Genomic DNA, 22,228 nt, shown 5'->3' with positions numbered 1-22,228 from the left:
GAGAACAGGTCTTTCACTGTTGGCTGTCGCCCTCATCACCGGAGCGATCACCGCCGCGCCGCGGCTGCATGCCGCCGCAGGCTTGGTGCACGACGAGCAGATCGAACAGGAGCAGGACGGAGGGGCCGGGCTCTCCAGGCTGGTTGAGAAGGTGCGCGAAGCGACCGAGCCGTTCCGCCAGAGCGTTCCTCCCGGCTACCAGCAGTTCCTCGGCTGCGTGAGCGGCCCGGAGGCCGGCGCCATGGGCGTTCACTTCGTGAACTTCGAGCTGGTGGACGGCAAGGAGCCCGACGCCGCCAAGCCGGAGGCGTTGATCTACGAGGTCGAGAACGGCCGCGCCCGCCTCGTCGGCGTCGAGTTCATCGTCCCGGCCGAAGCGTGGGATGCGGCGCACGGCAATCCGGCAACTCCGCCGGAGCTCGAAGGCCAGGTGTTTCACTTCGTCGCGAGCCCGAACCGGTTCCGGCTGCCGGCGTTCTACGAGCTGCACGTGTGGGCATGGCGCGACAATCCCAAGGGCACGTTCGCGGACTTCAACCCGCGCGTCTCATGCGATCGGCGGTAACGGGAAGGACCGGGACGTTCGCGCGCGCCGCGGTGCTGCTGCTGCTCGCGGCACGCGCGGCGGCCGGTCCGCTGCCATCCACGGATCCGCTCGAGCACTTCACGATCGACATCTGCCTGCGCCTCCCTCGATCGATCCCGCCGCAGATCGCGCCGCTGCTGAAGAGCGAAGTGGAGGCGATCTGGGCCCCGTACAGCGTGCGGCTGCAATGGGCGGCGGACGGGAACGGCTCGGACGCGCCGCGCGCCCTGTCGCTCGATGCCAGCGTCGAGCGCGACTTCCAGCAGCACTCGCGGACCGGATGGCCGATGACCCTGGGAGAAGCGGCGCTCGGCGGCGATCTCGGCGCGGCGCATCCGATCCGTGTGTCGTTCGACGCCACCGAGCAGGTGCTGGCCGACCGGTCCGGCCGCCCGGCACCGCCCGGCATGGTGCGCGACGCGGAGATGGCGCTTGCGCTCGGACGGGTGCTCGCCCACGAGATCGGTCACGTGCTTCTCGGGCCGCCGTTCCACGACCGCGACGGCCTGATGCGCGCGTCGTTCCGGCCCGGCGAGCTGGCGGAGCCGGATCGCGCGCCCTTTCAACTGACCTGCAGCGGCGTGGTGCGCCTCAGAAACCGCCTGCGCGCGCTTGCGCGGGAGCCGCTGCTCGATTATCCCGTCGCGCCGTGCATACGGCCCGAGACAACGACGCGATCGCCTGAGCGTCGGGCTGGCGCGAAGACAGGCGTCGACGAAAAAAGGCAAGAGGAGAGACATCGATGATGAGACCAGTCGCCGGCCTGCCGGCCGTGCCCGCGGTGCCGACATGCTGACGTTGTCGCCGGAAATGCAGGTACTGAAGACGCGCCTCAAGGCCACGTGGGAGTCGGGCGACTACGGCGTGTTCGCCAGGTTCCTGGAGAAAGGGGCGCTGGAGTTCTTCGATCGGCTCGCGCTTCAGCCGGGCACGCAGCTGCTCGACGTCGCCTGCGGCGCCGGTCAACTGCTGCTGCCGGCGGCGCGGCGCGGCATGCACGCGACCGGCCTCGATCTCGCGTCGAACCTGGTGCGCCAGGCGCGGGCGAGAGCGGCGCAGTACGGCTTGGACGTTCGGGTCGATGAAGGAGACGCCGAGGATCTCCCCTACGCGGACGCGTCGTTCGACGTCGTGATCAGTCTGATCGGCGCGATGTTCGCGCCGCAGCCGGAGCTGGTCGCCCGCGAGATGAGCCGCGTCTGCCGGCCGGGCGGCCGCATCGTCATGGGCAACTGGACGGCCACCGGACACGTCGGACAGATGTTCGCCGTCATCGCTCGCCACGTGCCGCCGCCGTCCGCGCCGTCGCCGCTCCTGTGGGGCAGTGAGACGACCTGCCGGCAGCGGTTCGGCGCGGCCGTAACCGATCTGACCGCCACCCGGCGCACGTATCCGCTCGAATATCCGTTCTCGCCGCGCGAGGTCGTCGACTTCTTCGTCGAGTATTACGGTCCCGCGGCGCGCGCGTTCGCGTCCCTGAGCGGCGAGCGGCGCAAGCTTCTGCACGACGAGCTGACGGCGCTGTGGAGCAGCAACAACACCGCCGGCGACGGGACGACGATGGTGTACGCCGAGTACATCGAAGTCGGCGCGACGAGGCGGTGAGATGCGCGGCGATGGCGAGATGAAGGATCAGCCGGTATCGTTCGCGGCGCGACTGAAGGCGCTCCGGGAGGCGGCGGGGTTCACGCAGGAGGAACTCGCGACGATCGCCGGACTGTCGGTTCACGCGGTCAGTGCGCTGGAGCGCGGACAGCGGCGGCGGCCCCAGCTCGATACCGTTCGGGCACTGGCGGACGCGCTGGATCTCGCCGCGGAGACCCGCGACGCGCTGTTTGCGAGCGCGCGTCCCGCCCCGGTGCCGAGTGCCGCCGACGATCTCGGCCCGGCGCTGCTGCCGACCCCGGTCACCACGTTCCGAGGGCGCGAGAGCGATGTCCCCGTGCTGCGCGACTGGCTCGCCCGCCCGGACGTGCGGCTGATCACGCTGGTCGGTCCCGGCGGCGTCGGCAAGACGCGTCTCGCGCTGGAGGTCGCGCGGGGCATCGTCGAGGATCGGTCCAGCCGCGTGGTGTTCACGCCGCTGGCCGCGATTCGCGATCCCGGACTGGTGGCCTGCGCGATAGCCGAGGCCCTGGGGCTGGCCGACCTGAGCGCGACCGATCTGTCGCAGCGCGCGCGCGCGGCCTGCGACGGCCGCCCGACACTGCTGGTCCTCGACAACCTCGAACAGGTGCTCGACGCCGCGCCGCTCGTCGCGGAACTCCTGGCGTCGGTGCCCGTGCTGCGCATCCTGGCAAGCAGCCGCGCGCCGCTGCGCATCCGGGGCGAGCGCCAGTATCCGGTCGCGCCGCTCACCCTGCCGGAGCGAGCCGAGACGATGTCCGCGGCGGAACTGCTGCGCGTGCCAGCCGTGCGGCTGTTCCTGGAGCGGGTGCGCGATGCGCAGCCGGAGTTCTCCCTCACCGCCGCGACCGCGCCGGTGATCGCCGCCATCTGCCGCCGGCTCGACGCGCTGCCCCTGGCGCTGGAGCTGGCCGCGCCGTGGCTGAAAGTCCTCTCGGCCGAGGACCTGGCGCACCGGCTCGAGCGCAACCCGCTGCTCTCGATCGCCGAGCCGCGCGATCGCCACGAGCGGCACCAGACCATCGATGCGACGGTCGAATGGAGCTACCAGCTGCTCGACCGCGAAACGCGGCGCGCGCTGCGCCGCGTCAGCGTGCTGCCCGGCCGGTTCTCGATGGACGCGGCCGCGGCCGTGCTCGCCGAGCCCGGGCGTTCCTGCTGCGGCGGCGACGTCCTCGGACTGGTCGCCGCGCTCGTCGACAAGAGCCTCGTCCTCCGCGCGACGAGCCGCGTTCCGGCGCGGCCGGTGTACCGCAGCCTCGAAACCGTCCGCGCGTATGGCGCACGCGAGCTGGCCGCGTCGAACGAGTTCGAGGGCGCCATGGAAGGACTCACCCGGTACTGCGTGAACGAAGCAGCCGTTGCGTTTCAGGGACTCGTCGGCCCGGGCCAGGCAGAATGGCTCCACCGCGTCGAAGAGGATCTCGAGAATTACCGCGCGGCGCTGGTGTGGCTGCTCGATCGCCGCCGCGGCGCCGACGTGGCGATCATCGCCTGGGGCCTGCTGCTCTACTGGGTGATTCGCGGCAGGGCGTCGGAAGGGTTGTGGTGGTACGAGGCGGCGCTCCGGCTGTCTCCCCTGCCGCGCGCCGAACAGGCGCAGGCGCTCACCGGCGCGGCGGTGATGCGGCTTCTCCAGGGGGACAGCCAACGCGCCCGATCGGCGCTCTCGGTGGCCGCGGGCCTGCTCGACGCCGCCGACGTGGATCCGATCGTGCGGGCCAAGGCTGCCGACGTCTTCGCGCGCGTCGAGTTCGATGCCGGCAATCTCAGCGCGGCGCGCGCGTGGTTCGCGCGTGCCGCGGCAGGGTTCAGCGCGCTCGATGCCGCGTGGGGGACCGGCAACGCGCTGGTCGGACTCTCGGCGGTCGCGATCGAGATGGGTGACGCGCGTGAAGCGGAACGCCTGCTGGACGACGCGGCCTCGGCGCTCGAACAGGCGGGCCCCTGGTTCGTCGCGCGCGCCTTGTGCATGCGCGCCGTACTGGCGGTGCGGGTCCAGGCGGCCGACCAGGCGCTGAAGCTGGTCCGTCAGAGTCTGACGCGTATCCGCGACCTTCACGACAAGTCCGCCTTCGTGCACGTCACGGTGCCGCTCGCCGCCGCCGCGGCGCTGAGAGGGGAACATCTCTGGGCGGCGCGCATCCTCGGAGCGCAGAGCATCGTCGCCGAACGCAGCGGCGCGGCGATCGTGATGAAACCCGTGTCCGATTTGTGCGCGCAGGTCACGCGGGAGGTTCGCGCACGGCTCGGTCCCGATCGGTGGACCTGGGCCCATGCCTCGGGGCGCGAGACGTCGATCGACACGCTCCTGCACGACATCGACGGCGCGCTGGCGGGCGGCGGGTGTGTCGGCGAGCAGCCCGTGCCGGTCAGCGCCGGACCGTGACGCGGGGGATCACCCCGGCGGCCAGGTCAGGCCGCGGCCGGCGAGCACGTGCAGGTGGATGTGAAAAACGGTCTGGCCGGCTTCAGCGTTGGTGTTGAACACGGTGCGGAAGCCGCGGTCGGCGTAGCCGCGCTCGCGGGCGACGGCGGCCGCCCGGCGGACCATCTCCCCGACGATCCCATCGTCGGCCGCCGACAGGTCGTTCAGCGTCGCGATGTGACGCTTCGGCACGACCAGGGCATGGAGCGGCGCCTGCGGGTTGATGTCGTTGAACACGAGCAGCCGCTCGTCCTCATGAATCACGGACGCCGGAATCTCCTTGCGGATCACGCGGCAGAACAGGCAATCGCTCATGCCGTGAACATATCACTGCGGCGCGAACACCATCGTCCGGGTGATCCGCTGGAGATCCTGGCGGGTGTGATCCAGCCGCAGCCGCGCCGCGTCGGCGAGCTCGGTCACCGGATCGGCCTGATGCTGGCCGATCTCGATCACCAGTCTGCCGTTCTGCGTCAGGCGCTGCCGCGCCGCCGGCAGCAGGCGGCGGTAGACCTCGAGGCCATCGTCGCCGGCGAAGAGCGCGACGTGCGGCTCGTGATCGCGGACTTCGGGCGGCAGCGCCGCCGCGTCGCGGCGGGCGACGTACGGCGGGTTCGAGACGATGAGATCGGCGCGGGCGCTGACGCCGTCGAGCAGATCGGCGGCGCGAAAGGCGATGCGCGCGGCGACGTGATGGCGCTGCGCGTTGCGCCGGGCGACCGCGAGGGCCGCCTCCGAGATGTCGGTGGCGACGACGTCGGCGCCGCCGAATTCACGCGCCAGGACGACCGCGAGGCAGCCGCTGCCGGTGCAGACGTCGATCACGGTCGCCGGCGGCGGACCGCCGCCGAACGCGACCAGCGCCTCTTCGACGATCAGTTCGGTCTCGGGCCGCGGCACGAGCACCTCGGGGGTCACCTCGAACGCCAGTCCCCAGAATTCGCGCTCGCCGAGGATGTAGGCGACCGGCTCGCGGGCGGCGCGGCGCGCGACCAGCGCCGGATACGCGGCGGCGAACTCCGCCGGCGCCTCTTCGCGGCGGCGCGCCACGAGCGCCGCGCGATCCCAGCCGAGCACGTGCCGTGCGAGCAGGTCCGCGTCGAGCCCGGCCTCCGGCGGCGCCACGCCCGCGCTCTCGAGCGCGCGGCGGGCGGCGGCGAGGTGCTCAGCGATTGTCATCAGGCGACGCGTCGGCGGTGGTGAGGTCCCTGAGCTTCTCCGAGTTGAAGTGGGTGGTCGCGGCGTCGATCAACTGATCGAGCTCTCCCTCGAGCGCGGCGTCGAGCTGGTGCATGGTGAAGCCGATGCGGTGATCGGTGACGCGGTTCTCCTTGAAGTTGTAGGTGCGGATCTTCTCGGAGCGCTCGCCGGTGCCGACCTGCGACCGCCGGTCCCTGGCGATCGCGTCCTGCTGTTTCTGCAGCTCCAGCTCGTAGAGACGCGAGCGCAGGACCTTCATCGCTTTCGCACGGTTCTTGATCTGCGACTTCTCGTCCTGCTGCGAGACGACCAGCCCGGTGGGAAGGTGGGTGATGCGGACCGCCGAGTAGGTGGTGTTGACGCTCTGGCCGCCGGGACCGCTCGAGCAGAACGTGTCGATGCGGAGATCCTTGTCGTTGATCTGGATGTCGACGTCCTCGGCCTCGGGCAGCACGGCGACGGTCGCGGTCGACGTGTGAATCCGGCCGCTGGCCTCGGTCTGCGGCACCCGCTGCACCCGGTGCACGCCGCTCTCGTATTTCAGCCGGCTGTAGACGTTGCGCCCCGAGATCAGGGCGATCACTTCCTTGATGCCGCCGGCGCCGCTCTCGCTGGTCGACATCAGCTCGACCTTCCAGCCGTTGCGCTCGGCGTAGCGCGTGTACATGCGGAACAGATCGGCGGCGAACAGCGCCGCCTCGTCGCCGCCGGTGCCGGCGCGGATCTCGAGGATGATGTTCTTGGCGTCGTTGGGATCCTTGGGGATGAGCAGGATCTTGATCTCGCCGAGCAGCGCCTCGCGCCGGGCGGTGAGCTGCGCCATCTCCTGTTCGGCGAGCTCGCGCATGTCGGGGTCCTGCAGCATCTGCTCGGTCGCCTCGATCTCGGCGAGGACGTCCTTGTACTCGCGGAACTTGTCGACGAGCGGCTGCATGTCCGAGAGCGCCTTGGAATGGCTCCGGAACCGCGCGTTGTCGGCCTGGACGGCGGGGTCCGCCATCTCGGCCATCATCTGCTCGTACTTGCTCTCGACCGACAGTAGTTTCTCGTACATGGTGTTGGCCGACCGCGGTCAGCCGCCGGACACCGGCGGCAGGAACGCGACCTCGTCCCCGTCTTTCAGTCGCGCCGACAGCTGCGCGTACTCCTCGTTCACGGCGCAGGCGACGTTGCGCGTGTAGTCGCCCATCGGCGGAAACTCGCGCACCAGCAGCCGCCACGCGTCCGAGGCGGTGGCGCCGTCCGCCACCTCGCGCGCCAGCTCCCCCGCACCCGCCATCTCGCGGAGCCGGGCGAACAGACGAATCCTCACGTGCATGCGCGTTCCAGCGCCGCCTGGCGCGCCGCCTCGTCGGCGGGATCGGCGGTGGCCCCTTCGATCCACACCTCGCCGCCGTCGAAATGCTCGTGCTTCCAGATCGGCGCGATCTGCTTGATCCGCTCGATCGCGTAGCGGCACGCCGCGAAAGCGTCGGCGCGGTGCGGCGACGCCGCGGCAATCGCCACGCTGGCGTCGCCGATCGCGACCCGGCCGGTGCGATGGTGAATCGCGAGCCGCGCGCCCGGCCAGTGATCCGCGGCTTCCCGCGCGATCTGCTCGAACGCCTTCAGCGCCAGCGGCTCGAACGCCTCGTACTCGAGCCACAGCACGCGGCGGCCGGCATTGTGGTCGCGGACCAGCCCGACGAACGCGGCGACCGCGCCATCGCTGTCCCGCGCCACCGACGCCGCGACCGCGGCGGGATCGAGCGCGGCGCCCGTCACCACGAACCCGGCAGCCGGCGGCATGATTTCAGTATACCCGCCAGAAATGATTGAGCGGACCGTGCCCCGCGCCCAGCCCCGGCGCATGGCGGATTGCGCCTTCGAGATACGTGCGCGCCCAACGGACGGCGTCCTCGATGCCCCGGCCGAGCGCGAGCTGCGCCGCGATGGCAGAGGCGAAGGTGCAGCCCGTGCCGTGCGTGTGCGGCGTCTGGATCCGTGGTCCGCGCACCGTGAACACCTCGCCGTCCCCGTGCAGCACGAGGTCCACCACGTCGCCGCCGGTCGCCGCGGAATCCAGGTGTCCTCCCTTGATGATTACGACGCGCGGGCCGAGCTCGCGGATCCGCACCGCCGCCTGGAACATGTCCGCCTCGGCCGCGATGCGCACCCCGGAGAGCACCTCCGCCTCGGGAACGTTCGGGGTCACCACCTCCGCCAGCTTCAGCAGGTGCGCCTTGATCGCCCCCACCGCATCCTGCCGCAGCAACCGATCCCCGCCTTTGGCGATCATCACCGGGTCGACGACGAGCTGCGGCAGATCGAGCGCTTCGATGGCGGCCGCGACCGCTTCGACAATCGCGGCCGTCGCCAGCATGCCGGTCTTCACCGCATCAGGCGCCAGGTCGCCGGCGACCGCTTCGATCTGCGCGATGACGAGATCGGTGGAGACCGGCTCCCACGCGGTGACGCCGAGCGTGTTCTGCGCCGTGATGGCGGTGATCGCGGACGTTCCGTAGACCCCGGCAGCCGCGAACGTCTTGAGGTCCGCCTGGATGCCGGCGCCGCCGCCCGAGTCGCTGCCCGCGATTGTCAGTGCCGTAGCCATACGGTACAATTCCGGCCCATGAATACTCCCGTGCTCCTGGATGTGGTGTCGAGCCGCGCCGATCTGTCGCGCGCGATCCGCGCCGCCGCGGTGCTGTTCGTGACCGTGCTCACGATCGCCGCCGCGCAGGTGAGCATCCCGCTGCCGTTCACCCCGGTCCCCTTCACGCTGCAGCCGATGGTCGTGCTGCTCGGCGGTGCCGCACTCGGGGCGCGTCTCGGGATGAGCGCGCAGGTGCTCTATCTCGCGCTCGGCATCGCCGGCCTCCCGGTCTTTGCCGCATCACCCATTCTGCCGCAGGGATTCGCCCGGCTGCTTGGCCCGACCGGCGGCTACCTGATGACCTATCCGATCGCCGCTCTCGTCACCGGCTACCTCGCGCAGCGGGGCCTCGACCGCCGCTATCTCACGTCGGTGCTCGCCATGGTCGCGGGGCTCTCGATCATCTTCACCGGCGGCGTGCTCTGGCTCGCGTTCGGCGGCCACGTGGGTCTCGCCACCGCGGTGCGCACGGGACTGCTTCCGTTCATTCCCGCCGACATCGTCAAAGTCATGCTCGCTGCCACCGTGCTGCCGGCGGCGTGGCGATTCCTGCGCTGACAGCTGCCAGCTTCCGGCTTCCGGCTATTTGATGTAGCCCAGGCTGCGCAGCCGATCGATCATCTCGTGATCGAGCGGCTTGCCTGTTCGCGGTCCGCGCGCCGCCGACGGAGGCGAATACCGCTCGACGAAGCGTGGCGGAAATCGGCGGGTGAACTCCGCCGGGAACAGGAATTCCGCCGGTGCGCCGGGCAGCTCGCGGCTCAGCGGCACGCCCAGGGCGAACGCAATGGTTGGTGCGATGTCGACCGGTTCGATGGACGCCAGGACGTCGGCCGGCTCCGCCGCGTTGGTGAGCGCGACATTGCCGCGCGCGCGCGTGGATACGCGCCCGGGCTGCAGGATGCGCATGACCATCAGCGACGGGTCATCCTGCGGCACGAGCGGCGCCAGCGCACGATCGAGAAACGAATAGTAACGGCGCAGCGCGTCGAGCCGCGCCGCGAGGACGGACGGTGTCGCGCCGACGCCGGACAGCAGCGCATGCTGCGCGATGTCCAGTCCGGGAAGATAGATCACATCCAGGTCGCGCGGCGGCCCGGGCAGCGCCTGGAAGATGCCGATCACCGTCGCATCCAGCTCCGCCGACCGGATCAGCGTCCGGCGCACGTCGTCGTCGCTGAGGCCGTCGAACTGGAGATGCGCCTCGTCCCGCGCCCGGCTCCTGATGCCCGGCCACGCCGCCTGCAACGTGTCATAGAGCGGGGCAGGCGCGATCTCCGCGTCCAGCGGCCCCCCCTGCTCGAGTCGCAGTACCGCGCGATCGCTGATCACGATGCCGCTCTCGGCCGCCGCCGGCCACGTCGCCCACCAGTTCACCACCGCGGTGCGCAGCCCCGCGTCCGCGGCGACTTCCCAGAAGGTCTTGACGCGCCGCTCCTCGCGGCTGGCCGCGGCCGGCCTGGTCAACCGCACCACGTCGGTGGCTGACTGCACGAGCCGCCCGATCTGTCCGCTGCCGGGGCTGAGAATGCCGACGAGTCCCGCCACGCGCCGCGTTTCGAGGGCGTGCACGCCATGGACGTCGGGCGGGGTCCCCGTCGCAATGGTCGTCCAGCCCCGCGCCGGATCGGCGAGGTCCTGCGACGCGACCTCGGCGTGCCGTCCCTGATTCGCCGCGCGCAGACCCGCCGCCGACTCGGGCGACAGCGAGGTATCGAAGCCGTCGATCGCGATGACGCGGAGTCGCTTGCCCGTCGGAACCACGGTCAGCGGAGAGGTGGCGGAGGCCGTCGCCGCTTCGCTCGCGGTCACGATCAGGAGCGCCGCCGCGCCGGCGAACGCCAGGGCGCCTCCGGCCAGGACGACACGCCAGGAGCGCGCGCCGACCGGCGGCAGGTGCGCCGAGGGTCCCGCGGCGGACGCGAGCACGGCCAGCGTTGCGATCCGCTGCGCGTGGCCGAGCAGCAGGCTGATCGCGACGGCGAGCACCAGCGCCGAGGCGGTCCACGCCGGCGCGCTCCAGCCGAATCCGGCGCTGGCGTTGCGCCACCACAGCGTCAAGTACACGAGAGTGGCCAGCGTGGTGATCCCTGCCGCGGCGCGCGCCGCGCGCGGGCCGCGGCGGTCGAATGGCCCCGCACCGAGCCGCGCGAACGCGACCGTCGCAATCATGACGAGAAACGTCAGCGCGCCGACCGCCAGCCAGAAGATGACGGCGAGGTAGAGCGCCATGACGGCAGCATCGCGAACGCCGCTGATCAGTCCCGGCAGCCGCGCGCCGACGCCAATCGCCGCCGCCGGCCCGAGCAGAAGGCCGCCGAGCACGCCGACCCGCAGCGCCAGACGGAACGCGAGCCCCGCCGGCCCGCGCCGATCCTGCGCCGGCCCGAGCACGAAGCGGTCGACACCGGCGTCGAGATAGCCGAGCGCGCGAAGCTGCGCCCGCAGCTGGTCAACGCGTGCGTCAGGAACGGACGTCATGCAGAGACATTATCGCGCGGTCAAGGGCGACGCTTGGGGAAGGCCTGGCAGTGTGGCGACCGGGTATCGCCTGCAGCGCGGGATAAGGCTTGATTGCGACGGGCCGACGGGCAGCGGACACGAAGACACCAAGACACAAAGGCACGAAGACCAATCTCGTCTTCTTTGTGAACTTGGTGATCTTCGTGATCTTGATGCCCGCCGCCGTGGCGCGTTTCAGCGTGTCTCGTTTGCAGCGCCGGATAAGGCTTGGCTGCGACGGGCCGACGGCAGCGGACACGAAGACACCAAGACACAAAGGCACGAAGACCCATCTCGTCTTCTTTGTGAACTTGGTGATCTTCGTGATCTTGATGCCCGCCGCGTGGCGCGTCTCGGCGTGTCTCGTTTGCAGCGCCGGACAAGGCTTGACTGCGACGGGCCGACCGACGGCAGCGGACACGAAGACACCAAGACACAAAGGCAACGAAGACCAATCTCGTCTTCTTCGTGAACTTGGTGATCTTCGTGATCTTGATGCCCGCTCGCCGTGGCGCGTTTCAGCGTGTCTCGTTTGCAGCGCCGGACAAGGGCTTGACTGCGACGGGGCCGACGGCAGCGGACACGAAGACACCCAGATCACAGAGAGCACGAAGACCCATCTCGTCTTCTTTGTGAACTTGGTGATCTCTTCGTGATCTTGATGCCCGCCGCCGTGGCGCGTCTCGGCGTGTCTCGTTTGCAGCGCCGGACAAGGCTTGACTGCGACGGGGCCGACGGCAGCGGACACGAAGACACCAAGACACAAAGGCACGAAGACCAATCTCGTCTTCTTTGTGAACTTGGTGATCTTCGTGATCTTGATGCCCGCCGCCGTGGCGCGTCTCGGCGTGTCTCGTTTGCAGCGCCGGACAAGGGCTTGACTGCGACGGGGCCGACGGCAGCGGACACGAAGACACCAAGGCACAAAGGCACGAAGACCAATCTCGTCTTCTTCGTGAACTTGGTGATCTCTTCGTGATCTTGATGCCCGCCGCCGTGGCGCGTTTCAGCGTGTCTCGTTTGCAGCACCGGACAAGGCTTGACTGCGACGGGCCGACGGCAGCGGACACGAAGACACCAACTCGTCTTCTTTGTGAACTTGGTGATCTTCGTGATCGTGGTGCCCGCTCGCCGTGGCGCGTCTCAGCGGGTTTCGTCTGTAAGGTGGCAGAGACGAGACGTGGCGCGTCTCTGCGTGTCTCGTCTACAGCCGCCGCGCCGCCACGAACCGTGACAGCTCGCGCAATCGATCCGCCTTTGCGCCGAATGGCGTCAGCGCGCGATCCGCCGTGTCGCACAGCTCCGCCGCGAGCTGCCGCGCGCCGTCCACGCCGCTGAACGAGACGAAGGTCGTCTTGCGCGCGTCGGCGCGGACCGCCTTCCCCGTCTCCCGCGGATCGCCGGCGACGTCGAGCAGGTCGTCGACGATCTGAAAGGCGAGCCCGAGGTTCTTCGCGTACGCGGAGAGGGCGGCGATCGGCTCCGCCGCCGCGCCGGCGGTCAGGGCGCCGCAGACGGCCGCGGCGACGAACAGCGCGCCGGTCTTGCCGCGGTGGATCCGTTCGAGCGTCTCGAAATCGATCGGACGACTGGTCGCCGCGAGATCCAGCGCCTGGCCGCCGATGAGTCCCGACGGGCCGACGGCATCGGAGATGCGGGACGTCATCGCGACCGCGAGCGCCGGCTCGTAGGCGCGCGCGATCGACCCGTAGGCCAGATTCAGCAGGCCGAACGCGGCGAGGATCGCGACGGATTCCCCGAATTCCAGATGGTTGGCGCGGCGCCCTCGCCGCAGCGGCGCATCGTCCATCGACGGCAGGTCGTCGAGAATCAGCGAAGACGCGTGGACCAGCTCGATCGCCGCCGCGGCGGGCACCGCCGGCGCGGCATGTCCGCGGCACAGCTCCGCGCAGAGCAGCACCAGGCCGGCGCGCACCTGCTTCGACGGTGCCAGGGCGGTGTAGGCCATGGATCGTTCGACCGCGCTCTCGCCGCTTCCGACCAGGCGCTCGATCTCGGCGAGGACCGGCCGCTGGTACTCCGCCAGGAAGGCCGGGACACTCATTTCGGCGGGATGCCGAACGTGAGCATGTACTGGTAGCGCAGGAATGTAGGGCGATGGCGGAGCTCGAGCCCGGCGGCCTTGGCGTCGGCGATCACTTTCTCCGGATCGACGCGCATCTCCATCGCGGGCCCGGGTCCGCCGCCATCCTTCTTGTAGTTGACGATGCCGAGCACGCCGTGCGGCTTCAGCGCGCGCGCGACGTTGCGCAGCAGCGTGACCGGGTGCTCGACCTCGTGGTACGCGTCGACCATCAGCGCCGCGTCGAGCGATGACGGCCGCAGTTTCGGATCCACCGGCGTCCCCAGGACCGTCTCCACGTTCTTGAGCTGCTCGCGCGCCATCCGGCGCCCGATCGCATCGATCATCTGCGGCTGGATGTCTTCGGCGTACACGCGTCCGTTCGGCCCGACGCGGCGCGCCAGCCTCACCGTGAACCAGCCCCCCCCGGCGCCGAGGTCGGCGACGACGCTGCCTTCGCCGATCTGGAGGGCGTCCATGATCTGATCGGGGCGCTGATACGCGTCGCGATCGGGGCCCTCGAGCTGCCCGAGGTCCTCGGGCGGGAACAGCCGCACGTGCTGGGCCGCGGCGCCGGCGCCGCCGGCGAGCAGGAGCGCGAGCAGGACGGCGGCCCGGACCTGCATTACGCCTTCCTGGTCGATCCGGGAATCCCCGGCGAGGTCATCGCCTCGGGCGACAGGATCTGCTGCAGCTCGTCGTCGGGCATCAGCTTGCGCTCGCGGACGATGTCGGCGATCGATCGTCCCGTCTTCACCGCCGTCTTCGCGATCTCGGCGGTCTGCGCGTAGCCGATGTAGGTGCTGAGGGCGGTCGCCACCGCCGTGCTGCGATCGAGCAGCTCGCGACAGCGCGCTTCGTCCGCGGCGATGCCGGCGACGCAGCGATCGGCGAGCACCTGCATCGCGTTGCCGAGGATCGACGTCGCGTGGAGCGCGTTCCACGCCATCACCGGCATCATCACGTTGAGCTCGAGCTGCCCGGCGGCGGCAGACGCGAGCACCGCCGCATCGCAGCCGAACACCTGCTGGCACACCTGGTTGACCATCTCGGGCACGGATGGATTGACCTTGCCGGGCATGATCGACGATCCGGGCTGCACCGCGGGCAGCACCACCTCCGCGATGCCGGCGCGGGGCCCGCTGCTCAGCAGCCGCAGGTCCGAGGCGATCTTGTCCACTTCCATGGCGAGCCGCCGCAGCGCTCCGGAATACGCGAGCACGTCGCCCATGCTCTGCGTGACGCGGAAGCGATTCTCCGCCGGCGCGAGCGGCAATCCGGTCGCCGCCGAGAGATGCGCGATCGCGCGCGCCGTCACCGATTCGCCGGCGTTCAGCCCGGTGCCGAGCGCGGTCGCGCCGAGATTCAGCTCGTGCAGGCTCTCTGCCGCGTGATCGAGCTCGAGGACGGCGTGGCGCACGTTGGCGGCGTAGCCGCTGAACTCCTGGCCGAGCGTGATCGGCACCGCATCCTGCAGGTGCGTGCGGCCGGTCTTCAGCACCCGCGCGAACTCGCGCGCTTTCGCGTCGAGCGCGTCGGCGAGCACGAGCGCCGCCTTGCGGGTATCGGGAAGCACGAGCAGGATCGCGAGCCGCGTCGCGGTGGGGAAGACGTCGTTCGTCGACTGCCCCATGTTGACGTGGTCGTTGGGGTGCACGCGCGTGTAGGTGCCTTTCGGCTCTCCCAGGATCTCGGCGGCGCGGTTGGCGAGCACCTCGTTGGCGTTCATGTTGTGCGAGGTGCCGGCGCCCGCCTGATAGACGTCGACCACGAACTGATCGCGCAGCCTGCCGGCGAGAATCTCGTCGGCGGCAGCGATGATCGCGGAGGCGAGCGCGCGGTCGAGCCGTCCTTCCTCGGCATTGGCGCGGGCGCAGGCCTGCTTCACGAGGACGGTGGCAGTGACGAGCGCGGCGGGAGCCTTCAGGCCGCTGATCGGAAAGTTCTCGACCGCGCGCTGCGTCTGCACCCCGTAGTACGCGTCGGCCGGCACGCGCAGCTCACCGAGAGGATCCCGCTCGACCCGGGTGGCCATGTACCGTCAATTATACTGCCCGGTATGCTTGCTTCTTTCTTCGACAGCATGGTCGAGTTGATCGCGCGCACCTCGACGGATCTGCCGCCGGACGTGCGCAACGCGATGGGGCTCGCGCTGCAGGCCGAAGCGCCGGCGACCCGCGCCGGCCAGGCGCTGACGATCATCGCCCAGAACATCGATCAGGCGGCGAGCTGCGAAGGACCGATCTGCCAGGACACCGGCATGCCGACCTTCGAGGTCAAGGTCCCGATCGGCGCGAACCAGATCTGGATGAAGGCGCAGATCAAGGCCGCGGTCGCGGAAGCCACGAAGCGCGGCAAGCTGCGGCCGAACTCGGTGGACTCGATCACCGGCGAGAACTCGGGGAACAACCTCGGCCCCGGCATGCCGATCGTGCACTTCGAGCAGTGGGACGAAGACGGGATCGAAGTGAAGCTGATCCTCAAGGGCGGCGGCTGCGAGAACACGAACGCCCAATACGCGCTGCCGGCGGAGCTGGAGCATCTCGGCCGCGCCGATCGCAGCCTCGACGGTGTGCGCAAGTGCATCCTGCACGCGGTATGGAAGGCGCAAGGGAAGGGATGCGCCCCCGGCGCCGTCGGCGTCTGCATCGGCGGCGACCGCACCTCAGGCTATCTGCACGCCAAGGAACAGCTGTTCCGCACGCTCGACGACACCAATCCGGATCCGCGCCTCGCGGCGATCGAAACCGCGGTGATGGACGCCGCGAACCAGCTCACCGTCGGACCCATGGGCTTCGGCGGACAGACTTCGCTGATCGGCTGCAAGATCGGCGCGCTGAACCGGCTGCCCGCCAGCTTTTTCGTGTCCGTCGCCTACGACTGCTGGGCCTTCCGCCGTCTCGGCGTACTCCTCGATGCGCAGTCCGGCGCGATCTCCTCGTGGTTGTACCGCGACGGCAGCACGGCGTCCGCGCCGATGCTCACGCCGGAGCAGGCCGCCGCCGGCTTCCCGCGGACGGGCAGGGAAGTGCGGCTGCAGGCGCCGATCTCCGAGCAGCAGATCCGCGCGCTCGAGGTCGGCGATGTCGTCCTCGTCTCCGGCCGCATGTTCACGGGCCGGGACGCGGTGCACGCGCACCTGATGAAGAACCCGCCGCCGGTCGACCTGCGCGGCGGCGTTCTCTACCACTGCGGTCCAGTGGTGGTGAAGGACGCGGACGATCGGTATCGGGTCACCGCCGCCGGCCCGACGACGAGCATTCGCGAGGAGCCATATCAGGCCGACATCCTCGATCGCTACGGCGTGCGGGTCGTGATCGGCAAGGGCGGGATGGGGGCGAAGACGCTCGCCGGGCTGCAGAAGTCCGGCGCGGTGTACCTGAATGCGATCGGCGGCGCGGCGCAGTTCTACGCGCGGTGCATCGATCGCGTCGCCGGCGTGTCGCTGCTCGAGTTCGGCACGCCGGAGGCGATGTGGCACCTCGACGTCACCGATTTCCCCGCCATCGTCACCATGGACGCGCACGGCAACAGCCTGCACAGAGAGGTCGAGGAGGCGTCCGGCGCGAGGCTGGCGGCGCTGCCGAGGTAACCCGGGAGGGAACGGAGGGAGGGAACGGAGGAGGGAACGGAGGGAGGGAACGGTTTAAGCGGGAACGGAGGAACGGAGGAAACGGAGGTTAACGGAGGCGACGGGCTTCACCCAGGGGCCCTTGAGAACAGCCGGAATTTCCCAGGAAAATGTGCCGCTCAGGGTCGGGATCGCGAATTGCCATCCGACCGCCATGCTCACCGACCCCTACGGAACCAGTCCGATCACCAAGCGGATCATCGGGTGCGCGATCAAGGTGCACGACGTGCTCGGGCCCGGTCTCTTCGAGAGCATCTACAACGAATGCCTCCAGTACGAATTCAAGCAGGAGCGCCTTTCGTTCCAGTCGAATATCGCAGCACCGGTCGTCTACAAAGGAGTCCGCCTGAAATCAAAGTTCTACCTCGATCTGGTGGTCGAGGAAACGGTCCCAGTGGAACTCAAGTCGATCTCAATGCTGGCCGCCATTCACAAGAAGCAGCTTCTCTCGCAACTCTGGTTGACGAACCTGCCGGTGGGGTTGCTGATCAACTTCAACGTGGAAACCCTGAGCCAGGGCGGGATAAACCGAGTGGTGAACGCGAAGTATCGGCCCGTGCAGATTCGTGAATAGTCCGTTCCCCTCCGTTCCCTCCGTTCCTCCGTTTCCGCTTAAACCGTTCCCTCCCTCCGTTCCCTCCTCCGTTCCCTCCGTCAACCTCCGTTAAGCAGGGTATCCGACCACTCCCCCCAACACCGCGGCCGCATCGACCCCTCGCTCGAGGTGGATCCGCACCGTCCGGCGATCGTGCGCCTCGAGCGTCTGATAGTCGCCGACCGCCTGCGCGCGCTTCAGCTGCGCGAACGTAAACGGTGCGCCCGGAATCGGCGTGCTGGTCGCGTCCTCTCCGGTGATGACGAACGCGACGCAGGTGTTGGGCCCGCCTTTGTGATACTGGCCGGTGGAGTGGAGATAGCGCGGGCCGACGCCGAACGTGGTCGCGCTGCGCTTCGCGGCGCGGATGCGGTCGCGCAGTTTCGCAATCGCCTGCTCGGTCGCCGCTTCGTTGGGGAGGTAGGAGAGGAACGCCGCGTAGTCGCGCGGACCGATCGATTCGATCGCGTCGGCCACCACCGCGGCAGGCGACGGCCCGGCGAAGCGTGACGAGAACACCGACACCCCGTCTGCGGCCGCGACCGGCGTGCCCCCGGTGAAATCGCGCTTCGCGAGGATCGCCTTGGTCTTTTCCTTCGCCTCGGACACGTTCGGCTCGTCGAACGGATTGATGCCGAGCACCGCGCCGGCGATCGCGGTGGCGAACTCCCAGCGGAAGAATTCGGCGCCGAGGCCGGCGAGGCGCGTGCTCAAGCGAAGCACCGGGTGCCCGGCGGCCTCGAGCGCATCCAGCCGCGCCGCGTCCGGCGCGTCCCGGTCGGTGGCGATCGCGACGAACGCGCGGTCGGCGCCGTACTCGTCGGGGCGGCCGAGCGGCTCGTCGACGACCGGCAGGGCTCCCTTGCCGTGTTTGCCCGTGCTCTCGGCGACGAGCTGCTCGATCCACAGACCGAGGGTGTGAAGAGACGGCGGCAGGATCACGGTGAGCTTGTCCCGCCCTTCGGCGGCGTTGAAGCCGATGAACACGCCGAGATCCAGGCCGGGATTCTTGTAGCTCTCCTGGCGGCAGCCCTGCGCCATGTCGACCGCGCCCGCGAGCAGCTCGCGAACCGGCGCGCCGATCAACGCCCCCGGCACCAGTCCGAAGAGCGACAGCGCCGAAAAGCGGCCGCCGATGTCGGGAGGGTTGAGGAACGACTTCCGATACCCGCGCGCCTCGGCGAGACGCGCGAGCTCGGTGGCCGGGTCGGTCACGGCGACGAAATGGCGCCCGGCGCGATCGCCGAGCTCGGCCGACATCTGCTCCCAGAACAGCTTTTCCATCGACGCGGGCTCGATGGTCCCGCCGCTCTTGCTCGCCACCAGGAACAGCGTGCGGTCCGGTTCGAGACGGGTCAGCGCTCCGTGGATTGCGGCCTCGTCGGTCGTGTCCATGACGACGAGCTGCGGGTACCCGTCGCGGACGCCGTAGACGCTGCGCATGACCTCGGCGCACAGGCTGCTCCCGCCCATCCCGAGCAGGTAGACGATCGCGATCCCGTCCCCGCGGACCTCGTCGGCGAGCGCCTCGACGCGCTCCAGTTCGGGCTGCATTCCGGTGGGCACGTCGAGCCACCCCAGGCGGTTGGCGATGGATTGCGCGGCCTCTCCGGTCGGGTCGGCCGTCCAGACGGAGACGTCGCGGCGCCAGATGCGTCCTATGAGACGGTAGTCCACGGCGCCAGTGTATAATCAGAGCAGGAGAACGTTAGCAATGATCAATGTCACCCCCACGGCGGCCAGCAAGATCACCGAGCTGCTCGCGGAAGAGAACAAGACCGACGCGGGTCTGCGCGTGTTCGTGCAGGGCGGCGGCTGCTCCGGCTTCCAGTACGGCTTGATGATCGACGAAGGCGAAGGGGACGCCACCACCGACGCCATCATCGAAGTGAACGGTGTCAAGCTGCTGGTCGACCCGATCAGCGCGCGCTACCTGCGCGGCGCCGAGGTCGATTTCGTCGACAACGTGACCGGCGGCGGGTTCACCATCAAGAACCCGAACGCGAAGTCCACGTGCGGCTGCGGCTCGTCGTTCTCGGTTTAGTTGATCGATCTCCATCTGCATACCACCGCCTCCGACGGCACGTCGACGCCGTCGGAGCTGGTTTCCCAGGCCCGCTCCGCGGGCCTTTCCATTTTCAGCATCACCGATCACGACACGACGTCCGGCCTCGATGCCGCCAGCGTCCCGGCGCGGGATGCCGGCCTGCAGCTCATCGCCGGGATCGAGATCACCGCGGTCGCCGGCGGCCGGGACGTCCACATGCTGGGCTACTTCATCGATCCGGCCACGCCGCGGCTCCGCGATTTCCTCCTGCAGCAGCGCGAGGATCGGCTGCGCCGCGTGCACGAGATCGGCGCGCGGCTGGCCGAGCTCGGCGCACCAGTGGATGTCGGTCCGATTGCCGCGGACGCGGCGCGCGGCCGCAGCGTCGGCCGGCCGCAGATTGCGGACGCGCTGATCGCCGCCGGGCACGTCGGCGACCGCGACGAGGCGTTCGCAAGATTCCTGCAGGCGGGCGGTCCCGCTTTCGTGCCGCGCCGCGGCGCGTCTCCCGAGGCGGTCATCGCCCTGATTCACGACGCCGGCGGACTCGCGTCGCTGGCGCATCCGGGCGTCACCAGGCGCGACGACCTGCTGCCGGCGCTTGCCGCCGCGGGCCTCGACGCGCTCGAGGCGGTGCACGCCGATCACGACCCCGCCAGTGAAGCGCGCTATCGCGATCTCGCGCGCACGCTGGGAATCCTGGTGACGGGCGGATCGGACTTCCACGGCGCCGACGCCGGCCATCGGGTGAACGCGCTGGGGCAGGTGACGCTGCCGGCGGAGGATTTCGCCAGACTGCGGGCTGCCGCCGGGCGCTAGCCGCCGCGCTCCGCCATTCGCTCACCGCTGTCCGAAGGGCCAGCGGCGCGGAGATTTCAGTTCGCCGGATGCCGGCTGCAGGCGCAGCCGGCGCGGCGCGGCGGCCGAGGAGAAATCGGTGTCTTCCGAGATGATCAACGCGGCCAGCGAGCGTGAGCCCGCGACGCGGGCCACGGTCTCGCCGAACGGGCCGGCCTGACCGGGCGTGAACCCGATGGTCGGGTGTTCGACGATGAGCAGCGATGGTCCCAACGCGATCGCGCGGGCCAGATGCGCGCGGGCCAGCTGCGACCGGTCCAGACCCGCGACCGGCGCGCCGAGCAGAGCCCGGTCGAGACCGACATCGTCTGCCAGCGTCTCGACCTGCGCCGCGATCTCAGGTGGAACAGGGTCGATCGCGAGGGTGAGCGGCATCGCCAGGTTCTGCCCGAGCGTCGCCGCCTCGAGCAGCACCGCGCGCGGACTCACGATGCCGAAGCGATCGAGCCAGGCAAGCCAGTCGTCTCCGTCCGCGATCGCGTCGGTCGCGTGGCCGCAGACCTCCACCGTCCCTTCGTCCGGGACCGACGCACCGGTGATCAGATTCACCAGTACTTCGGCGGCGCCGGCATCGAACCCCGACAGCGCGACGCGCTCGCCCGCCCCGACGGTCAGCGACTGCACCCGCAGCGGCCGCAAGCCCTGATACTGCTTGCGGACCGCCGCAATGCGGAGAACGGGTGCAGACATCAACAGCGTCGCCGTGTCCGAGACGGGCTCACCGGATCCCGTCCGGATCCGTGTCCGTGTGAACCGTGGCCCTATTTCTTCTCGATCACGCCGCAGGCCACTCTCGGCCCGCCGCTGACGCCCGACTTCGGTTCGCCGGTGATGCCCTGATCGGGGTTGCCGTGAATGATGATGGCCGAGCCGTCCGCATCGAACAGCGACAGCGGCCCTTCCGACAGCGTCACCCGTGTCGTCGTCGCCTTCATCGTCGCCGCCCCCTTGCCCGCGGCGTTCAACTGCGGCAGATCGCCCATGTGGTACGGGTGATTGGCATCCGGATCGGTATTCCCCGCCGGGCCGGGGTCGAAGTGGCCGCCCGCCGCGGCGAAATCAGGGGTACATTTGCCGACCGCGTGCAGGTGCACGCCGTGCAGCCCCGGCTTCAGTCCGGTGACCGACAGCGTGACGCTGACGACCTTGCCGGTGCCCTGCTGACTCTCGACGAAATCGGCCGTGCCGCTGATCCCCTCTCCCTTGATCGCCGCGTGGGCGCGGACGATGCCGGCCCCCGACGCCGGCTGCGGTTTCTGCTGCGCGGCGAGCGCGGCGCCTCCCACCGCCACCATCGACGCAAGTATGATCGCTGGATGCTTCACCATCATCAGGCCTCCATCGCGTAAATGTATCTCATCCTGTTCGACATCGACGGTACCCTGTGTCTCACCGGCCGAGCCGGCTGGCGCGCGATGAACCGCGCCTGCCGCGACGTGCTCGAGGCCGACGACCCGATGGCGTCGGTCGAATTCGCCGGACGGACCGACTGGAGCATTCTGCGCGACGTGATGGCGCAGCACGGCCGCGACCTCGACGCCGCGGCACTGGCGGATCTGCGCGGCCGCTACGTGCGGTACCTGGCGGAGGAGATCGAGCAGCCGGGGACCGGCGTCAAGGACGTGATGCCCGGCATCCGGCCGCTGCTCGACACGCTGCAGCGGCGCCGGGACGTCGCGCTGGCGCTGCTGACGGGAAACTTCGTCGAGGGCGCGCGGATCAAGCTCGAGTACTTCGATCTCTGGAAGTACTTCCCGTGCGGCGCGTTCGGCGGCGACTCCGCGAGCCGCAACGATCTCGTGCCCGTCGCCCTGAGCCGCGCGCGCCAATCCGGCATCGTCAACGGCGAGCCGTCGCAGGTGCTGGTGATCGGCGATACGCCGAACGACGTCGAGTGCGCGCTGGTTGTCGGTGCGACGCCGATCGGCGTCGCGACCGGCGGCTACTCGATCGGCGATCTGCGCGCCGCGGGAGCCGAGATCGTGTTCGAGGATTTGTCGGATACGAAGGAATTCCTGAAGCTGTTGTGAGGTAGCC

24 protein-coding genes are annotated in these 22,228 nt (G+C 69.6%); 11 read left to right on the top strand and 13 right to left on the bottom strand.

Annotated elements, in window-relative coordinates:
* Window positions 1-19: 19 nt before the first annotated feature.
* From VFK57_18680 to VFK57_18665, 4 genes are read left to right on the top strand one after another with little or no spacing between them, the layout of a single operon-like run.
* Entirely contained in the window at window positions 20-565 is a 546-nt protein-coding gene (locus tag VFK57_18680) for a hypothetical protein (GenBank protein ID HET7697746.1), read from the top strand.
* Window positions 550-1,332, top strand: a complete 783-nt coding sequence (locus VFK57_18675; protein HET7697745.1) for a hypothetical protein — start codon at window positions 550-552, stop codon at window positions 1,330-1,332. Before VFK57_18680 ends, VFK57_18675 begins: the two co-directional genes overlap by 16 nt.
* A 43-nt stretch (window positions 1,333-1,375) precedes the next feature.
* Window positions 1,376-2,191 (top strand): class I SAM-dependent methyltransferase, encoded by an 816-nt coding sequence (locus VFK57_18670; protein ID HET7697744.1) that lies wholly within the window; start codon window positions 1,376-1,378, stop codon window positions 2,189-2,191.
* 1 nt (window position 2,192) lies between these two features.
* Window positions 2,193-4,601 (top strand): helix-turn-helix domain-containing protein, encoded by a 2,409-nt coding sequence (locus VFK57_18665; protein HET7697743.1) that lies wholly within the window; start codon window positions 2,193-2,195, stop codon window positions 4,599-4,601.
* 9 nt (window positions 4,602-4,610) lie between these two features.
* Here the strand turns inward: VFK57_18665 and VFK57_18660 are convergent, their stop codons facing one another.
* The 6 genes from VFK57_18660 to thiD are packed head-to-tail and all read right to left on the bottom strand — an operon-like array spanning window position 4,611 to window position 8,433.
* Window positions 4,611-4,955 carry a histidine triad nucleotide-binding protein gene (locus VFK57_18660; GenBank protein HET7697742.1) on the bottom strand — a complete coding sequence of 115 codons (345 nt, stop codon included), beginning with the start codon at window positions 4,953-4,955 and terminating at the stop codon, window positions 4,611-4,613.
* 12 nt (window positions 4,956-4,967) lie between these two features.
* Entirely contained in the window at window positions 4,968-5,819 is an 852-nt protein-coding gene (gene prmC / locus VFK57_18655) for a peptide chain release factor N(5)-glutamine methyltransferase (GenBank protein ID HET7697741.1), read from the bottom strand.
* Window positions 5,806-6,894: a peptide chain release factor 1 gene (prfA, locus tag VFK57_18650; GenBank protein ID HET7697740.1), complete on the bottom strand. Its 1,089-nt coding sequence runs from the start codon at window positions 6,892-6,894 to the stop codon at window positions 5,806-5,808. Before prfA ends, prmC begins: the two co-directional genes overlap by 14 nt.
* 18 nt (window positions 6,895-6,912) lie before the next feature.
* Window positions 6,913-7,158, bottom strand: a complete 246-nt coding sequence (moaD, locus tag VFK57_18645; protein ID HET7697739.1) for a molybdopterin converting factor subunit 1 — start codon at window positions 7,156-7,158, stop codon at window positions 6,913-6,915.
* Window positions 7,149-7,628 carry a molybdenum cofactor biosynthesis protein MoaE gene (locus VFK57_18640; GenBank protein HET7697738.1) on the bottom strand — a complete coding sequence of 160 codons (480 nt, stop codon included), beginning with the start codon at window positions 7,626-7,628 and terminating at the stop codon, window positions 7,149-7,151. The genes moaD and VFK57_18640 overlap by 10 nt, the downstream gene beginning before the upstream one ends.
* Before the next feature lie 4 nt (window positions 7,629-7,632).
* On the bottom strand, window positions 7,633-8,433 hold the full coding sequence (thiD, locus tag VFK57_18635; GenBank protein ID HET7697737.1) for a bifunctional hydroxymethylpyrimidine kinase/phosphomethylpyrimidine kinase: 801 nt from the start codon (window positions 8,431-8,433) through the stop codon (window positions 7,633-7,635).
* Between the two features lie 18 nt (window positions 8,434-8,451).
* Between thiD and VFK57_18630 the strand changes: the two genes are divergently transcribed.
* Window positions 8,452-9,033, top strand: coding sequence for a biotin transporter BioY (locus VFK57_18630; protein ID HET7697736.1), 582 nt, complete (start codon window positions 8,452-8,454; stop codon window positions 9,031-9,033).
* Window positions 9,034-9,057: 24 nt separating this feature from the next.
* Here the strand turns inward: VFK57_18630 and VFK57_18625 are convergent, their stop codons facing one another.
* A complete protein-coding gene (locus tag VFK57_18625) occupies window positions 9,058-10,956 on the bottom strand; it encodes an alkaline phosphatase family protein (GenBank protein HET7697735.1) in 1,899 nt (632 codons plus the stop codon).
* Between the two features lie 89 nt (window positions 10,957-11,045).
* Here VFK57_18625 and VFK57_18620 point away from each other — a divergent pair, with 89 nt between their 5' ends.
* A complete protein-coding gene (locus VFK57_18620) occupies window positions 11,046-11,633 on the top strand; it encodes a hypothetical protein (GenBank protein HET7697734.1) in 588 nt (195 codons plus the stop codon).
* A 548-nt stretch (window positions 11,634-12,181) separates the two neighbouring features.
* Here VFK57_18620 and VFK57_18615 read toward each other — a convergent pair.
* Genes VFK57_18615 through VFK57_18605 form a run of 3 tightly spaced genes read right to left on the bottom strand, consistent with a single transcriptional unit; the run spans window position 12,182 to window position 15,095 of the window.
* Window positions 12,182-13,042, bottom strand: a complete 861-nt coding sequence (locus VFK57_18615; protein ID HET7697733.1) for a polyprenyl synthetase family protein — start codon at window positions 13,040-13,042, stop codon at window positions 12,182-12,184.
* Complete coding sequence (locus VFK57_18610; GenBank protein ID HET7697732.1) at window positions 13,039-13,686, bottom strand: methyltransferase domain-containing protein; 648 nt, start codon at window positions 13,684-13,686, stop codon at window positions 13,039-13,041. Before VFK57_18610 ends, VFK57_18615 begins: the two co-directional genes overlap by 4 nt.
* Window positions 13,686-15,095, bottom strand: a complete 1,410-nt coding sequence (locus VFK57_18605) for an aspartate ammonia-lyase (protein HET7697731.1) — start codon at window positions 15,093-15,095, stop codon at window positions 13,686-13,688. Before VFK57_18605 ends, VFK57_18610 begins: the two co-directional genes overlap by 1 nt.
* Window positions 15,096-15,119: 24 nt before the next feature.
* Here VFK57_18605 and VFK57_18600 point away from each other — a divergent pair, with 24 nt between their 5' ends.
* Both VFK57_18600 and VFK57_18595 read left to right on the top strand, forming a co-directional pair.
* Window positions 15,120-16,652, top strand: a complete 1,533-nt coding sequence (locus VFK57_18600; GenBank protein HET7697730.1) for a FumA C-terminus/TtdB family hydratase beta subunit — start codon at window positions 15,120-15,122, stop codon at window positions 16,650-16,652.
* Between the two features lie 193 nt (window positions 16,653-16,845).
* Window positions 16,846-17,265, top strand: a complete 420-nt coding sequence (locus VFK57_18595; protein HET7697729.1) for a GxxExxY protein — start codon at window positions 16,846-16,848, stop codon at window positions 17,263-17,265.
* 90 nt (window positions 17,266-17,355) lie between these two features.
* On the opposite strand, the gene VFK57_18590 is transcribed toward VFK57_18595, so the two are convergent.
* Window positions 17,356-18,963: a hypothetical protein gene (locus VFK57_18590; protein HET7697728.1), complete on the bottom strand. Its 1,608-nt coding sequence runs from the start codon at window positions 18,961-18,963 to the stop codon at window positions 17,356-17,358.
* A gap of 37 nt (window positions 18,964-19,000) precedes the next feature.
* Here VFK57_18590 and erpA point away from each other — a divergent pair, with 37 nt between their 5' ends.
* Together erpA and VFK57_18580 are read left to right on the top strand one after the other, a co-directional pair.
* The gene (gene erpA / locus VFK57_18585; GenBank protein ID HET7697727.1) at window positions 19,001-19,330 is read left to right on the top strand and encodes an iron-sulfur cluster insertion protein ErpA; all 330 of its coding nucleotides are present in this window, start codon (window positions 19,001-19,003) and stop codon (window positions 19,328-19,330) included.
* The gene (locus VFK57_18580; GenBank protein ID HET7697726.1) at window positions 19,331-20,152 is read left to right on the top strand and encodes a PHP domain-containing protein; all 822 of its coding nucleotides are present in this window, start codon (window positions 19,331-19,333) and stop codon (window positions 20,150-20,152) included.
* 21 nt (window positions 20,153-20,173) lie between these two features.
* Here the strand turns inward: VFK57_18580 and VFK57_18575 are convergent, their stop codons facing one another.
* Entirely contained in the window at window positions 20,174-20,881 is a 708-nt protein-coding gene (locus tag VFK57_18575) for an ATP-binding cassette domain-containing protein (GenBank protein ID HET7697725.1), read from the bottom strand.
* Window positions 20,882-20,952: 71 nt separating this feature from the next.
* Window positions 20,953-21,519 (bottom strand): superoxide dismutase family protein, encoded by a 567-nt coding sequence (locus VFK57_18570; GenBank protein HET7697724.1) that lies wholly within the window; start codon window positions 21,517-21,519, stop codon window positions 20,953-20,955.
* Window positions 21,520-21,540: 21 nt separating this feature from the next.
* Between VFK57_18570 and VFK57_18565 the strand changes: the two genes are divergently transcribed.
* A complete protein-coding gene (locus VFK57_18565; protein ID HET7697723.1) occupies window positions 21,541-22,221 on the top strand; it encodes an HAD family hydrolase in 681 nt (226 codons plus the stop codon).
* The last annotated feature ends 7 nt before the right edge of the window (window positions 22,222-22,228 follow it).

It is taken from the genome of Vicinamibacterales bacterium, from assembly GCA_035699745.1.
GTDB lineage: Bacteria > Acidobacteriota > Vicinamibacteria > Vicinamibacterales > 2-12-FULL-66-21 > JAICSD01.
This window is presented reverse-complemented; position numbering and strand designations above follow the sequence as displayed.

What these genes read in the sequence shown, in the direction of transcription:
- VFK57_18675 (HET7697745.1), top strand. Translation starts at nt 550, where the DNA reads ATGCGATCGGCGGTAACGGGAAGGACCGGGACGTTCGCGCGCGCCGCG.
- VFK57_18670 (HET7697744.1), top strand. Translation starts at nt 1,376, where the DNA reads ATGCTGACGTTGTCGCCGGAAATGCAGGTACTGAAGACGCGCCTCAAG.
- VFK57_18665 (HET7697743.1), top strand. Translation starts at nt 2,193, where the DNA reads ATGCGCGGCGATGGCGAGATGAAGGATCAGCCGGTATCGTTCGCGGCG.
- VFK57_18660 (HET7697742.1), bottom strand. Translation starts at nt 4,955, where the DNA reads ATGAGCGATTGCCTGTTCTGCCGCGTGATCCGCAAGGAGATTCCGGCG.
- prmC (HET7697741.1), bottom strand. Translation starts at nt 5,819, where the DNA reads ATGACAATCGCTGAGCACCTCGCCGCCGCCCGCCGCGCGCTCGAGAGC.
- prfA (HET7697740.1), bottom strand. Translation starts at nt 6,894, where the DNA reads ATGTACGAGAAACTACTGTCGGTCGAGAGCAAGTACGAGCAGATGATG.
- moaD (HET7697739.1), bottom strand. Translation starts at nt 7,158, where the DNA reads ATGCACGTGAGGATTCGTCTGTTCGCCCGGCTCCGCGAGATGGCGGGT.
- VFK57_18640 (HET7697738.1), bottom strand. Translation starts at nt 7,628, where the DNA reads ATGCCGCCGGCTGCCGGGTTCGTGGTGACGGGCGCCGCGCTCGATCCC.
- thiD (HET7697737.1), bottom strand. Translation starts at nt 8,433, where the DNA reads ATGGCTACGGCACTGACAATCGCGGGCAGCGACTCGGGCGGCGGCGCC.
- VFK57_18630 (HET7697736.1), top strand. Translation starts at nt 8,452, where the DNA reads ATGAATACTCCCGTGCTCCTGGATGTGGTGTCGAGCCGCGCCGATCTG.
- VFK57_18625 (HET7697735.1), bottom strand. Translation starts at nt 10,956, where the DNA reads ATGACGTCCGTTCCTGACGCACGCGTTGACCAGCTGCGGGCGCAGCTT.
- VFK57_18615 (HET7697733.1), bottom strand. Translation starts at nt 13,042, where the DNA reads ATGAGTGTCCCGGCCTTCCTGGCGGAGTACCAGCGGCCGGTCCTCGCC.
- VFK57_18610 (HET7697732.1), bottom strand. Translation starts at nt 13,686, where the DNA reads ATGCAGGTCCGGGCCGCCGTCCTGCTCGCGCTCCTGCTCGCCGGCGGC.
- VFK57_18605 (HET7697731.1), bottom strand. Translation starts at nt 15,095, where the DNA reads ATGGCCACCCGGGTCGAGCGGGATCCTCTCGGTGAGCTGCGCGTGCCG.
- VFK57_18600 (HET7697730.1), top strand. Translation starts at nt 15,120, where the DNA reads ATGCTTGCTTCTTTCTTCGACAGCATGGTCGAGTTGATCGCGCGCACC.
- VFK57_18595 (HET7697729.1), top strand. Translation starts at nt 16,846, where the DNA reads ATGCTCACCGACCCCTACGGAACCAGTCCGATCACCAAGCGGATCATC.
- erpA (HET7697727.1), top strand. Translation starts at nt 19,001, where the DNA reads ATGATCAATGTCACCCCCACGGCGGCCAGCAAGATCACCGAGCTGCTC.
- VFK57_18575 (HET7697725.1), bottom strand. Translation starts at nt 20,881, where the DNA reads ATGTCTGCACCCGTTCTCCGCATTGCGGCGGTCCGCAAGCAGTATCAG.
- VFK57_18570 (HET7697724.1), bottom strand. Translation starts at nt 21,519, where the DNA reads ATGGTGAAGCATCCAGCGATCATACTTGCGTCGATGGTGGCGGTGGGA.
- VFK57_18565 (HET7697723.1), top strand. Translation starts at nt 21,541, where the DNA reads ATGTATCTCATCCTGTTCGACATCGACGGTACCCTGTGTCTCACCGGC.